13 protein-coding genes are annotated in these 13,875 nt (G+C 45.4%); 8 read left to right on the top strand and 5 right to left on the bottom strand.

The window, feature by feature from the left end:
- Positions 1-87: 87 nt before the first annotated feature.
- Positions 88-327, bottom strand: coding sequence for a regulatory protein SipA (gene sipA / locus QUA03_RS13180; protein WP_333202698.1), 240 nt, complete (start codon positions 325-327; stop codon positions 88-90).
- 534 nt (positions 328-861) lie between these two features.
- Here sipA and rbfA point away from each other — a divergent pair.
- The 3 genes from rbfA (at position 862) to QUA03_RS13165 (ending at position 3,618) form a co-directional block, all read left to right on the top strand.
- Positions 862-1,293, top strand: coding sequence for a 30S ribosome-binding factor RbfA (gene rbfA / locus QUA03_RS13175; protein WP_333212654.1), 432 nt, complete (start codon positions 862-864; stop codon positions 1,291-1,293).
- An 85-nt stretch (positions 1,294-1,378) separates the two neighbouring features.
- Entirely contained in the window at positions 1,379-3,022 is a 1,644-nt protein-coding gene (locus tag QUA03_RS13170) for a glycoside hydrolase family 3 N-terminal domain-containing protein (protein WP_333212652.1), read from the top strand.
- 362 nt (positions 3,023-3,384) lie between these two features.
- Complete coding sequence (locus QUA03_RS13165; protein ID WP_333057778.1) at positions 3,385-3,618, top strand: DUF4327 family protein; 234 nt, start codon at positions 3,385-3,387, stop codon at positions 3,616-3,618.
- A 63-nt stretch (positions 3,619-3,681) separates the two neighbouring features.
- Here the strand turns inward: QUA03_RS13165 and QUA03_RS13160 are convergent, their stop codons facing one another.
- The 3 genes from QUA03_RS13160 to QUA03_RS13150 all read right to left on the bottom strand — a co-directional run bounded on the left by QUA03_RS13160 (position 3,682) and on the right by QUA03_RS13150 (position 6,194).
- On the bottom strand, positions 3,682-4,086 hold the full coding sequence (locus tag QUA03_RS13160; RefSeq protein WP_333212650.1) for a hypothetical protein: 405 nt from the start codon (positions 4,084-4,086) through the stop codon (positions 3,682-3,684).
- A gap of 348 nt (positions 4,087-4,434) precedes the next feature.
- Entirely contained in the window at positions 4,435-5,574 is a 1,140-nt protein-coding gene (locus tag QUA03_RS13155) for an ABC transporter ATP-binding protein (protein ID WP_333212648.1), read from the bottom strand.
- Between the two features lie 50 nt (positions 5,575-5,624).
- Complete coding sequence (locus QUA03_RS13150; RefSeq protein ID WP_333212646.1) at positions 5,625-6,194, bottom strand: HD domain-containing protein; 570 nt, start codon at positions 6,192-6,194, stop codon at positions 5,625-5,627.
- Positions 6,195-6,338: 144 nt separating this feature from the next.
- On the opposite strand from QUA03_RS13150, the gene QUA03_RS13145 reads away from it, so the two are divergent.
- Positions 6,339-6,962, top strand: coding sequence for a Uma2 family endonuclease (locus QUA03_RS13145; RefSeq protein WP_333212645.1), 624 nt, complete (start codon positions 6,339-6,341; stop codon positions 6,960-6,962).
- A gap of 222 nt (positions 6,963-7,184) precedes the next feature.
- On the opposite strand, the gene QUA03_RS13140 is transcribed toward QUA03_RS13145, so the two are convergent.
- Positions 7,185-7,406: a hypothetical protein gene (locus QUA03_RS13140; protein ID WP_333212643.1), complete on the bottom strand. Its 222-nt coding sequence runs from the start codon at positions 7,404-7,406 to the stop codon at positions 7,185-7,187.
- A 180-nt stretch (positions 7,407-7,586) separates the two neighbouring features.
- Here QUA03_RS13140 and QUA03_RS13135 point away from each other — a divergent pair, with 180 nt between their 5' ends.
- The 4 genes from QUA03_RS13135 (at position 7,587) to QUA03_RS13120 (ending at position 13,849) form a co-directional block, all read left to right on the top strand.
- A complete protein-coding gene (locus QUA03_RS13135; RefSeq protein WP_333212641.1) occupies positions 7,587-10,361 on the top strand; it encodes an ATP-binding protein in 2,775 nt (924 codons plus the stop codon).
- Positions 10,354-11,685 carry a response regulator gene (locus QUA03_RS13130; RefSeq protein ID WP_333212639.1) on the top strand — a complete coding sequence of 444 codons (1,332 nt, stop codon included), beginning with the start codon at positions 10,354-10,356 and terminating at the stop codon, positions 11,683-11,685. Before QUA03_RS13135 ends, QUA03_RS13130 begins: the two co-directional genes overlap by 8 nt.
- 98 nt (positions 11,686-11,783) lie before the next feature.
- Positions 11,784-13,313, top strand: a complete 1,530-nt coding sequence (locus QUA03_RS13125; RefSeq protein ID WP_333212637.1) for a thymidylate synthase — start codon at positions 11,784-11,786, stop codon at positions 13,311-13,313.
- A complete protein-coding gene (locus QUA03_RS13120; protein ID WP_333212636.1) occupies positions 13,310-13,849 on the top strand; it encodes a dCMP deaminase family protein in 540 nt (179 codons plus the stop codon). Before QUA03_RS13125 ends, QUA03_RS13120 begins: the two co-directional genes overlap by 4 nt.
- The last annotated feature ends 26 nt before the right edge of the window (positions 13,850-13,875 follow it).

Below are 13,875 nucleotides of genomic sequence, written 5' to 3'. Positions count from 1 at the left end.
TAACCAATTTAAGGGAGAGATGTTGAGGGAACAAGGAAAAGGGAGATGTTAAGTGGTGATCTCAATTCCCCATTCCCCCTTTTTCCATTACCCATTACCTTCTACAATTGTTTCCGCTGCTTCAATGTACTGACTGTCTAACAGAAAAGCACCTTTTTCAAAGCGAATTCCCCAATAATTGCCGGGACGGCGATCGATCACAATGCCTTCAGCGCCGATCGCAATTAAATTCGCAGGCCGCAGCATCGGCATCGGTTCGGCAGTTTTGACGTAAGGCGGCATCGCCACAACTCTGACTTTTTGACCGATGGTAAATTCTTTTTCCATGATTTTATTTCCTAAAAAAACACAGCGATAAAGGAATTTCAACAAGAAATGTTTCTGTTTAATTGATTGATTGATTAGGGATGGATAATAAAATGGGAAATCATGGATCATTATCAAGGGAATTACGGCTAAATTATTGATATTTTAGGCTTCCATCTTCGTTATATTCAAGTTCATGATATTTTCCCCCTAACCCTAAGTCATGAATACATCGTTGGTAGTTTTTGGCTCCCATATCGAAAGGGTTAGTCCTGTTCAATCTGGCCCATTCCGCTATCCTTAGCTGGTTAGTTACCCCTGAAGCATCGGCTACGGTTTTGACAATCCAATCAAACATTTTTTTCCTCTAAGCTGTCTCTCACTCTACATCTCTATATTAGCTATATATTCGCCTATGGCAATTAAACATTTTTTTCCTCTAAGCTGTCTCTCACCCCTAACTCGGACGATCGCCCGTAACACCCCTGACCGATCGCGCTACAATTGTCAATCGGGATGAAAATGGCTGATTAGGAAAGTAGAGGAGTAGGTGTTATGGCTACAAGTCGTCGCATTGAGCGTGTAGCTTCAATGATTAAACGGGAAGTCAGCCTGATGTTGCTGAATGGAATCAAGGACGACCGGGTAGGTGCCGGTATGGTTAGCGTTACCGACGTAATTGTTTCTGGAGACCTTCAGCATACAAAAATTTTTGTCAGCATCTACGGTACTGATGAGGCGAAGGCTGAAACTATGGAAGGGTTGAAATCTGCTACTAGCTACGTCCGCAACCAGTTGGGCCAACGATTGCAACTGCGCCGGACGCCGGAGGTGATTTTTCTGGAAGACCGTTCTTTGGAACGGGGCGATAAAATGTTGATACTGCTGAATCAGCTTTCTGCCGATCGCAAACCGGGTATGTTTGATGACGAAGAATTGGCCGATGGCAATGAAAATGATGATGATTTAGAAGCAGACGAGGATTAGGTCTGAAGGTAGTCAACAACCCAAAGTCAACAGTCAACAGTCAACAGTCAACAGTCAACAGTCAACAAACAATTCCTAATTTCCCATGATTGACAATCTTTCCTTACCCGAACTGGTGGCCCAGATGTTCGTGGTGCGCGCTTCTGGCTGCTTGTTCGACCACCAAATTCGCTATCCCGAATGGGAACCAACTGCTAGCAAACTCCGCTATTATCTGGAAAAGTTGGGCGTCGGCGGGGTGATTTTGGTCGGGGGAAGTGCTGCGGAGTTGGCAGTTCGATCGCACCAATTGCAGTCTTGGGCTAAGTTTCCGCTACTGCTGGCTGCTGATATTGAAGAAGGTGTCGGCCAGCGGTTCGCGGGGGCGACTTGGTTCGGGCCGCCGATGGCAATTGCTGAAATTGCGCGGCACGATGCAGGTAAAGCCGATCGATATGCTGAACAAATGGGCGCTGTCACTGCGATCGAAGCTAGGGCGCTCGGTCTAAATTGGATTCTCGCACCAGTGGTGGATGTTAACAACAATCCCGACAATCCTGTGATTAACGTCCGCGCTTTTGGAGAAACACCGGAAATTGTCGGAAAATTAGCCGCTGCTTTTATTCGAGGTGCAGGTGAACACCCGGTTTTGACTACAGCTAAGCATTTTCCCGGTCACGGCGACACGGCGGTTGATTCTCACTTGGAATTGCCGGTTTTGCCACATTCCCCAGCGAGATTGGCCCAGGTTGAATTGCCTCCTTTTGTCGAGGCGATGGCTGCTGGGGTCGATGCTGTGATGAGTGCTCACTTGCTGATTCCGGCTTGGGATGCGGAGTTTCCTGCTACTCTTTCTCGCAAGATTTTGATCGGGAAGCTGCGAGAAGAGTTGGGATTTGAAGGTTTAATTGTGACGGATGCTTTGGTGATGGGTGCGATCGCCAATAAGTACGGCGCTAATGAAGCTGCTGTTTTGGCTGCTGAGGCTGGTGCTGATGTTTTGCTGATGCCGCTTGACCCGGAAGCGGCGATTCTCGCGGTCTGCGAAGCTGTCACTCAAGGGCGGATTTCACTATCACAAATTAAGGAATCTGTCAAGCGCATTTGGAAAGCGAAAATAAAGGTGGGTATGTTGATTTCTGACCCCCCCCAACCCCCCCTTAGCAAGGGGGGGAGCAAGAATCTAGAATCCCTGGAGTCGATCGACTTAAGTTTGCTGGCAAACCCACAGGCAAGGGCAACTGCTGCCGATATTTTGCGAGATTCTTTGAAATTTGGTGGCAATCTACCTTTGCAGGTTGCAAAACCCCCAGAAAACCAGCTTTTGCGGAATTTGATTGTTGTAGATGATGTTTTGGGGTGCGAGTTTTTGGGCAACCACACTCCGGCGATCGCCCTTCCCGAACAGTTTGGTTACGAATTGCAACTGATTGACGATCGCACAGGGGCGATCGCTGATAATACAGGTGCAGAGCATTTTTATCCGACACTGCTGCAAATTTTCATTCGCGGCAATTGCTTCCGAGGCAGTGCTGGTTTGACCGAAGCAGCTCAAGATTGGTTTAAGAAATTATTAAAAACTGGAGAACTGCAAGCTGTGTTAATTTACGGCAGTCCCTACGTTTTAGAGCAATTTTTGCCACACTTGCCTCCGAGTATTCCTTATGTATTTTGTTATGGGCAAATGTCGGCCGCGCAATCTCTCGTTCTAGAAGTGCTATTCGGCATTGACGGGACTGGTAGTGCTTGAGTTGCCGGACTCCTAAATCTTCCCTTTGTTGTTTCCGTCAGGACTTAAATTCATCAACCCGGTTTCTCGCAAGAAATGTTGCCTTTGGTGGCAAAGCATCGAGAAACCGGGAATCCGATGCGGGTTCCTAAGTTCTGAATTGAACTTTCCAGCAGATCCGCTTCCTAGTCAGGAAAATGTGCTGTTTATCAATATCCTAAGACTGATCTCATCACTTACTGATGATTCGTATAATTTATTTTTATTTACGGCAGTGAATTGTATAGCTGGATACGGACAAAATTTAACTTCCATATTCGTAAGTTTGGACTATATTATTACCAGGGCCATAAAACTTTTTAGTAAAACATTGAGGGCGCATTATGATTCACTCCACTATTCCCCAAATCCAATACTCTTTAGATGTCATCCAAGATGAAGCGCGTCACCTCGTCCACGAGGGCGTACTGAGCCGCCAACAGCCTATATACACGCTTTGCCAATTCATTCCGCCCCGGGAATGGGCTTGTGTAGAGTGCGAATTAGAAAAATGCGACTTCTTGCTGCGCGATCGCATTGCCGACCTGATAGGTTCTGAAAAATGGGACAATGACTAAATTTTGGTTCTCTTAAATTAAGTTGGCAAGTAAACTCCGGCTGTGTTAAAGATTCTTGATTCTTTAGTACTGGGAATTTTCGGCGCGCAAATTTTCCAACTCGGCCCTCAGCGCTGCCATATGTGCAGTTAATTCTTGAATCTCTAGCTTTACGTTAGGCTGTACAACCGAATCGGGAGGAGCATCAGTCGCTGCATCTGATTGCTTGGGCGAGACAGATTCATTGTCTGCATTCTCCCGATCGCCCGGTTGAGAGAAAATAGTATCTACAAAATTCCGGGCTTCTCGCTCTGTCATTTCTCCTTTTTCGAGCAGCTCATCGGCTAGCTGGCCAAAATCTGACTTCAGTTTGTCAAGATTTTCTTCTCGCTTCAGAGGATCTTGCAATGTCTCAATTAAAAAGGAAGTTGCACCTAAAGTTAGGTGAAATCCTGTTTGCAGCATTTGAGGCAGGTTGTCGGGATTCATCTAAAAATGCCGCTAGAACGTTTTTCTGAGTTTTTAGTTCGCTAGTTGCTCCCAAGTCGGGGCGTAAAGCCGCTTCTTAGCGCGAAGATGCTGGCGTTGTGGGTCGTGATCGCCCCGATTCAGGAAATATCAGCTTTTGGGGGGACGTTTTACCATTGTGCCAATACTAATCGTATCATTACTGCGTAAATTAATAAATGTCAAGTGTAAACTTTTGTAACTACGAATCGAGACTTTCCCACTGATTTTAGATTTTAGATTTTAGATTTTAGATTAAACAGGACTTACGCACTGCGACTAAAAAAACCTGGTTGCTGGGCCTCCGTGCGTCAGTCCTGTTCAAGCCCGTTAAGGATACAGCGCCTCACCGGTGGAGGGGTCAAATATAAATAGTCGATCGAAGTCAAGCTGTACTGTCAGCCGATCGCCCGATCGCAAGCGAACACTCGCAGGTATTTGTAACTGTACAGTAGTTTCAGCGCTCAGCAAAGGCAAACTCGCCCGAATTAAAGTTTCTCGCCCCAGAGGTTCCACTACTTTTACCTCTACATCAAGAGGGACTTTTTCTAAAGCCCAAACATCGGTTTTCAAATCATCATCATCATCTTCTACTGTTTGTGGCGTAAAGATTTCTATATTTTCTGGACGGATGCCCAAATCAAATCCTTGTCCTTCTCTCGCCTGCAATTTTTTCTGAATCGAGGGCGGACAGACTAAAGATTGATCTCCTATTTGAAAGGATTCGTTAGTATAAATAGCCGGCAAAATGTTCATGGCGGGATTGCCTAAAAAGGTGGCCACCATGCGGTTAGCTGGTTTGGCGTAAATGCTTTGCGGGTCTCCAATTTGTTGAATCTTTCCCCCATTTAAGACTACAATCTTATCAGCTAAAGTCATCGCTTCCACTTGGTCGTGGGTGACGTAAATTGTGGTAATTCCCAGCCGTTGATGCAGTTGTTTGAGCTCGGCTCTAGTGTCATCTCGCAGTTGAGCGTCGAGGTTAGAAAGCGGTTCATCTAAAAGAAACACTTTCGGTTCGCGGGCGATCGCCCTTCCCAGTGCTACCCGCTGCTGCTGTCCGCCTGATAGCTGTTTGGGCTTACGCTTGAGAAGGTGGTCGATCGAGAGCGATCGGGCTACTGTTTCGACTCGTTCTTGAATTTTAGTCGGGTCCACATTCCGCATCCGCAATCCAAATGCCAAGTTTTCTGCGACAGTCATGTGCGGGTAAAGCGCGTAATTTTGAAACACCATTGCTACATCCCGCTGTCTCGCCGGAATGTTGTTAACTAAATTATCTCCGATGTAAAGATTGCCGGAAGTGGCGGTTTCTAAACCTGCAATTGTCCGCATAATTGTCGATTTCCCGCAGCCGGAGGGCCCGACTAATACCCAAAATTCCCCGTCCGGGATTTTGAAGCTGATGTTTTCGATCGCGGTGACGTTTTGGTAGCGTCGGGTAATATTTTCTAAGCGAACATTTGCCATTTTTTAATTGTAATTGGTAATTGATAATTAGTGCTTTTTACCTTCAGCCTTCAGGGTTCAGAAAACTGTTCTAATTCTAAAATTGTGCGGTCTAATTCTTCAACTATAGGCGTTAACTCAGCTTGGCGGAATGCTTCTACTAAAGAACGATAATACCAGAGAGAACCGTCTTTGCCACCTTTGAAGCGTTCCCAAACAGTATCTCCTAATTGACGGGAATCTTTCAGGATAGATCGAGCATTATAAAGTTTATCAGCAGCCGAGACTAATCTGACCGAGGCAGAAGCTGTAGAAATGCGATCGATATAAGCTTGTTTTCGCTGTCGCCAAGGGGGTTTCGGCGTCTCCTCACTGTCGGTACACCCGTCTACAATTGCTGTGACGCTATCCCCAAAGCGGCGGCGGATGGCTTCGCGGGTGGTGGCGCCGCCTTGATCTTCGATCGCATCGTGAAGCAAAGCTGCGATCGCCTCATCTTCATTTGCCCCATATTCTAAAGCTATACTAGCAGTGCCCAACAAATGGGCAATGTAGGGAACGCCGGAACCTTTGCGAACTTGGGTAGCGTGCAATTCGGCGGCATAGGTGAGGGCTTCAGAAAAACGGTTTGAGAGAATCATGAAAGTCACCTTTCTGAATTGCTATGATATATAAATTGTCTGGCTAAGTGGAAAAGACAAAATCTACCACGTTCAATCATGTCATCGAATGCGATCGAGAGCGATCGCTTGTAAACTTATAATCGTTAAACAGAGGTTGCGAGCATGACAGCTACTATAATTATACCCAAAAATGCCGACCAAAACTCAGAGCCAGAATTACCGCAAAAATCAGAAAATATAGCAGAAATTCCGCCAAAATCTGAGCCTAAAAAAGTCATATCTCTTGAAGATTTTTTAGTCAGACCTGCTGATAGAATGGAATGGGTTGACGGCAACTTAGTGGAGAAAACAGGAATGACATTCAAGCATGGTCTCGCTCAATCTAAATTAGCCCGTTACTGGGGAAATTACAAAGACTCCAGCGGACAGGGAGGAGAAGTTCTCACCGAAATACTTTGCCGCACTAACAAACAGGGTCGCCGTCCCGATGTTGCTTACATCACTCCTGAATTGTTGCCACAATCCGGCAATTTTACAGCATTTTCCCAAAGTTTTCCTTTGATAGCGGAAGTTGCTTCCCCCGAAGATAGCGGCGAAGAGTTATTCGCAAAAGCTCAAGAATATTTGGAATCGGGATGTTTAGAAGTTTGGTTGTTGTTTCCTGAAGCTAGATTAATATTTGTGAATGTAGGGCAACGCTGGCGGTTGTTTAATGCCGATGAAGTTGTTAATACTCAAAGTGTGCTTGCAGGTTTTAGCGTAGCTGTGAGTGAATTGTTGGCTTGAGGTATTTGTTAAACTAATTTATTAAAACCATAAAAAGAGAAACTCACGGTGAGAAATTTTAGCTTAAGACTGGGTTTAATGAGAATGTGGGAACGCTCAAATCGAGTTTAAGCTCGACCTACAGGTAACTTTGAAGTATTGATACAATTAATATCTGATTAGGGGACTGCGGCATAGACTGAAAAGGGCTGGACCTAAAGGGTAAGCAGATTCATCCCACGACTAAAAGCCCAGGGCTTTCTTTGGGATTTTCTGTAAACGGTAGTCTTCGATGGGAATTGGGTTGAGAGATTGTTGGTGGAGTGCGATCGCCTTTAAATTTGAGCCAGAACGATCGCCCGATTTACTAAAAAAAACCCTCGGCCAACAGATCGCCCGCTGATCACAACCTCCGGGCAACTCCACCAACCAACGGCACATCAACCAACTCAGCGATTGTTGCACTTGCGTCAGAAAGAGAAAACCACTGGCAACTTGCTAATGGGACTGCTGGTTGGAGGTACGACATTAATTGTTAGCGTCGGTGTCTAGCCAGGAATTTAAGCGCCTTGAAAGCTTTACCAAGGTGGATTGAATATCAAGCTAGCAATTCCTCAAAGTCTATTTTATAGAGAAGCTACTACCATGTCTCTGCCAAACTCATCCCTGAATCTATTTAAACTTAAGCGCAAACTTTCCCTGCGATCGCTCTTGATAGTCCCGTTTGTACTACAAATCTTCGTAGCAGTTGGACTAACGGGATATATTTCCCTGCGGAATGGACAGAAGGCAGTCAATGATGTTGCCAGTCAGTTACGACAAGAGATGAGCTATCGCCTCAACCTGCAAGTTCTAAACTATTTAGAAAAACCTTATATTGCCGGACAAGTGATCGTAGTTGGGGCCCAAGAGGGTCAGCTTGATTTAACAGATTTCACCAAACTGGAACGAACTTTATGGCAATTAGTCAGCCAAAATACCCTCGAAGACGTGCAAATTGGTTTAGAGGATGGCACGAGTATTGCCCTAGATACAACAATCAATGACGGCATCGTTTCTCGCCTCAGTGACAAAGCGCGTCTACCTCAACGCCGATTCTACAAACTTGATAATCAAGGTCAACGGGTCGCATTGCTCAAAACTCAGGCAGAGTTTGACCCTCGGACTCGACCTTGGTATCAAGTTGTACAGCAAGCTGGAAAACCAGCCTGGACATCTGTGCCCTACGTCAGCAGTTCGTATAAATCGGCTACGCTGGCTCTATCCCAGCCGATTTACAATCGCTATGGAACGTTACTAGGGGTGGAAAAAAGCACCTTTCGACTCGACAAGATTCATCGTTTTCTGAGCGAGTTGAAGGTGGGTCAAACGGGACAAACGTTTATCGTCGATCGAGCAGGCAATCAGATTGCCAGTTCAACGATCAAACAGCCTTACATTATCGATCTTAAAAAAGAGGAGTTGCAACAAATTCCTGCCGTCAAGTCTGAAAGTTCTGTAATTCGTGCCACAGCGCAAGCTATCCTCGATCGATTTGGCAACTTCAACGCTATTGCACAGAGTCAACAGCTTGATTTTATGCTGGCAAACCAACGGCAGTTCGTGCAGGTTTCCGCCATTCGAGACGAACGAGGTATCGATTGGTTCAGCGTTGTTGTGGTGCCTGAATCAGATTTCATGGCACAAATCAATGCCAATACTCGTACTACAATTTTGCTGTGTCTAGGGGCTTTGGTAGTGACGACTATACTGGGTCTTTTTACTTCGCGTTGGATTATCAAACCGATTTTGCAGCTACAAAAAGCCAGTCAGGCGATTAGTTCGGGACAGTTGGATCAAACACTTCAGGTGCAAGGTATTAGTGAATTAGAATCGCTGGCAGATTCCTTTAATCAGATGGCGGGTCAACTCAAAACCTCCTTTATCGAACTGGAAAGCCGTGTCGAGGAACGCACCGCAGAACTGAAAGAAGCAAAACTTGTAGCCGATGGCGCAAACCAAGCAAAAAGCGAATTTCTTGCCAACATGAGCCACGAACTCCGCACTCCCCTCAACGGTATTTTGGGCTATGCTCAAATCCTCAACCGCAGCAGCGCATTGCCAGCGAAAGAACGTCATGGGGTAGAAATCATTCACCAGTGTGGTTCTCATTTGCTGACGCTGATTAACGATGTGTTGGACTTGTCCAAAATTGAAGCCGGTAAATTAGAACTCGCACCTCAAGCGATTCACTTTCCCTCATTCATCCAAGGTGTCGCTGAAATTTGCCGCATTCGTGCCGACCAAAAAAACATTGACTTCGTTTACGATCCCGATCCACATTTGCCTGAAGGGATTTTTGCCGATGAAAAACGGCTACGTCAGGTGTTACTCAACTTGGTGGGAAATGCAATTAAATTCACCGACAAAGGTTCTGTCACGCTGAAGGTTGCTGTAGTTGAGAACCCTCTCAATCCATCCACTCGCTCTTTCAAATTTCAAGTTCAGGATACGGGTGTAGGAATTGCGCCCGATCATTTGGAGAAAATTTTCCAGGCTTTTGAACAAGTGGGCGATCGCCAGCGCCAAGCCGAGGGAACGGGTTTAGGACTCGCGATCAGCCAAAGGATTGTCCAACTCATGAACGGAAAAATCCAAGTTAATAGCCAACCCGGAGTCGGCAGTGAGTTCTTTTTTGAGGTGGAACTGGCGATCGCCACCGATTGGGTACAGCAAAACTCCTTCACAACAGGAAAACAAATTATTGGTTACGAAGGACAACAACGCAGCATACTTGTAGTAGACGATCGTTGGGAGAACCGAGCCGTTCTCGTCAACTTGTTAGAGCCACTAGGATTCCAAGTTAGTGAGGCCGAAAATGGACAAGCAGGATTGGAAAAAATACGACAGTCTCAACCGGACTTAGTGATTACAGACTTAGCAATGCCAGTCATGGACGGCTTTGAGCTGCTCAAACAAATTCGCAGTGTAAAGGATTTGCCCCACCCTAAGATCATTGTCTCTTCTGCATCAGTTGCACAAGCCTATCAACAGATGAGTTTAGATGCAGGGGGAAATGATTTCCTGGCAAAGCCAGTGGAAGTCAGTGAATTATTTAACCTCTTAGCCACTCATCTGGAATTAAAATGGAAATATGAAATGACAGGCTCCAACGAGTCTGAACCATCCACTCCAACCACTGCATTAGAGAACCCAGAAGGGATGATTATTCCTTCTGCGGTAGACTTAAAAAAGTTACTAGAATTGGCACAACAAGGCAACTTAAAACGGCTACGATCGCACACAGAGCATATTGCTCAATCTAACCCTCGCTACGCTAATTTTGCCTCAGAAATTCTTCAGTTGGCCAAGCAATTTAAAGCCGAAGAGATTGAAGAGTTGCTACAACAACATCTCACAGAGAAGAAAGCCGATGTCTAGTCCTGAATTAATTCTGGTGGTGGATGATACCCCTGCAAACTTAGAAGTAGTTTGTGAAACTTTAAGTGATGCGGGGTACGAAGTAGCAACCGCAATCAATGGCGATCGCGCTCTTAAGCGAGTCCAAGCTTATCCTCCGGATTTGATCTTACTCGATGTTCAAATGCCAGGAATTGACGGCTTTGAAACCTGCCAACGTCTGAAGGCAGATCCTAAAACCGCAAGTATTCCCATCATTTTTATGACCGCCCTCTCCGATGCCGATAGTAAGGTGAAAGGATTTGTCCTGGGTGCTGTGGACTACATCACCAAACCCTTTCAAGAACAGGAGGTGCTAGCACGGGTAAAAACTCATTTGCAGCTACGACAGTTAACTAAAAATCTCGAACAGCGTGTAGCTGAGCAAACGGCTGATTTAGAAGCAGCACTCACACAACTGCAACAGTCTCAGCTTCATTTAGTCCACACCGAAAAGATGTCTGCTTTGGGAAATTTAGTCGCGGGTGTCGCGCACGAAATTAATAACCCGCTTTGCTTTATTGCTGGCAATCTGAAACCCGCTCAGGACTATATTAAAGACCTCTTTCAACTAATTGATTTATACCAAAAAGAACTCCCTTATCCAAGTGCCTCACTACAGGAATTCGTGGAGGAAATAGATTTGGAATATTTACAAGAGGATTTACCCAAGTTAATCGATTCGATGCAAGAAGGAGTCGAGCGCATTCACACAATCAGCACCAGTTTAAGAAACTTCTCGCGTTCTGATTGCGATCGCCCCATTCATTACAACATCCACGACGGCATTGACAGCACAATCTTGATTCTCAAGCATCGCCTCAAAGCCAACGAATGTCGCCCGGAAATTGCAGTCATCACAGACTATGGCGATCTGCCACCGGTAGAATGCTTTGCCGGACAGTTAAATCAGGTATTTATGAATGTGCTGGCAAATGCGATCGATGCCCTAGAGGAATCAAATAAAGGACGCAGTTTTGCTCAGATCAAAGCCAACCCCAACCAGATTACTGTCAAAACCCAATTGTCGGAATCTCAGGCAGTGATCCGAATTCAGGATAATGGGATTGGCATTACGGATGCAGTGAAGCCAAAAATCTTTGAGCATCTGTTCACCACCAAAGGCGTGGGGCAAGGAACAGGGCTGGGATTGGCGATCGCTCGTCAAATCGTAGTTGAGAAACACTCTGGAACTCTAGAAGTTAACTCAACTTTAGGTCAAGGTACAGAGTTTGTGATTTCAATTCCGGTGAGGGCGATCGCTGTAAAAGACATTCAGGCAAAGATTTGCGTTGACGCAGCATAACAAATCGTTGCAGCGGTGCCATAAAAATGATTGATAGCGCCCCTTCAAACCATCCAAACTATTGATATAGTAGTACGCGGTGCAAAAAACGGTAAACCATGACAGCCACAAATCTCGTCAATAAATTTGAGTACAAACCCCTATACAAACCCAATCAGTTAATTTGCGGAACGGGGCAAACAGCCATTGTCAGCGGCTGGACAGTAAAAAGTGCGATCGGCAAACATTTACAACCTCAAGAATATGCTGCGATCGGACAACTATACTCTCCTACTCGTGGCATCAACTTCTTAATTAGAAACTTGCTGTGCAATCCCCACGTCCGCTTTTTAGTAATTCTCAACGCTACCAAAGAAGACCGCAATTCGGGTGCGGCAGCCTGCTTACTCGACTTTTTTCGCAACGGCTTTGAAGCGGGAAAAAGCGATACTGGTAGAGATTGCTGGCTAATTAAATCTTCAATATTTGGCTACATTGATATTGAAATAGCAGCAGAAGCCTTAGAAATATTGCGTCATAAAATACAATGGATAGAAGCAAAAACCATAGCAGAAACTGTGACTTTTGTCAAGTCTTTTGCCCAAAAAGAATCTGTTGAACCTTGGGGAGAAACCGTAACTTTTCCGTTAGTCGAAATCGTCCCGACTGTACTCCCCGGTCAGAAATACGGACATAGAATCGAAGGCAAAACTATCGCCGAAACTTGGGTAAAAATTATCCACCGAATTAAGACCACCGGCACCCTGCGGCCGACTGGTTATGACGGACAGTGGCAAGAATTAATCGACTTAATGGCAGTCATTACAGATGAACCTGCGGAGTTCTATTTTCCTGAACCCAATTACTTACCAATAGACCGCGATTTCCTCGAACAGTACAAACCGCAAATGCTCGAAGATGCCCCATATAACGAAGGCATTAAATATACCTACGCCCAGCGGATGCGGTCGTGGTTTGGACGCGATCAAATTGAAGAAGTTATTACCAAACTAATTAAAGAAATTGACGCAGCCAGTGCTGTAATTAGTTTGTGGGATGCGGGCGGAAATATTAACAGAAGACGTGACGGTTCCTCCGACCACCAGCACAGCGGCAGTCCTTGTTTAAATCACATTTGGGTGCGAGTTGTAGACAGTGAAATATCGCTAACGGCAACTCTCCGTAGTAATGATATGTTTGCGGCTTGGCCGGCCAATGCAATGGGTTTGCGGGCTTTGCAGCAGCATATTCGAGATGAAATTGCGAGGCGTTCCGATTATAATTTGACAATGGGCCCGTTGGTAACGTTGAGTCAATCTGCTCACTTGTATGACGATACCTTTGAAAATGCCGATCGACTAATTCAAACCCAATATGCTAAAATCTGCGAAGATCGAGACTTTTTCGATGCAGCGGGCAATTTTTTAGTTGAAGTAGCCGACAATCAAATAGTTGTCACGCAAACCACCCCCGGCAGCGGCGAAGTTGTCACCTGTTATTCTGGAAAAAACCCTCTCAAGTTAGTGCGAGAAATTTGTGCGGCTTCCCCTGCCATCCAACCCGATCATATTGGTTATTTGGGAATAGAATTGCAAAAGGCGGCCGAGTGTCTGAAAACCAGCAACCAATACATTCAGGATAGAAAATGAATCTAGAAGAAGAAAGACCGACTTGGGACGAATACTTCTTAATGTTAGCAAAATTGGCTGCTACTCGATCGACTTGTCTGGCTTTTCCTGTAGGCGCGGTGATAACTAAAAACAGGCAAGTTTTAGCAACCGGTTACAACGGTTCGCCGTCAGGTTCGGCACACTGTACAACTCAAGGCTTCTGCTATCCTGGTTTGAGTAGTTGCGACGCCAGCAAAACTTTGCCCTCAAGGGCGGTTCACGCGGAAGCAAATGCGATCGCTAAAGCTGCTAAACACGGTATATCTACTGCTGGGGCTAGTATTTACGTCACTTTAGAACCCTGCATCTATTGTTTGAAATTAGTCATTGCCGCTGGAATTAGAGAAGTGTTTTACGAAACGAGTTTTAACAGCGGAGAAAAAGCTGCTTTGAGAGATACTTTTATCAGTGAAGGTATTGTTGAGTTAAAACAAATTCAGTTATCTGAAGAGACAGCAAAAAAAGCCGCTTTGTTTTTGTTGCATCCTACATCGGTGGCCAAAAATTTAGTATAGGCTCAATCCTCCCCGTGGTTGTCGCA

Origin of the sequence: Microcoleus sp. S36b_A4, from assembly GCF_036700645.1 — a bacterium.
Lineage (GTDB): Bacteria > Cyanobacteriota > Cyanobacteriia > Cyanobacteriales > Microcoleaceae > Microcoleus.
This window is presented reverse-complemented; position numbering and strand designations above follow the sequence as displayed.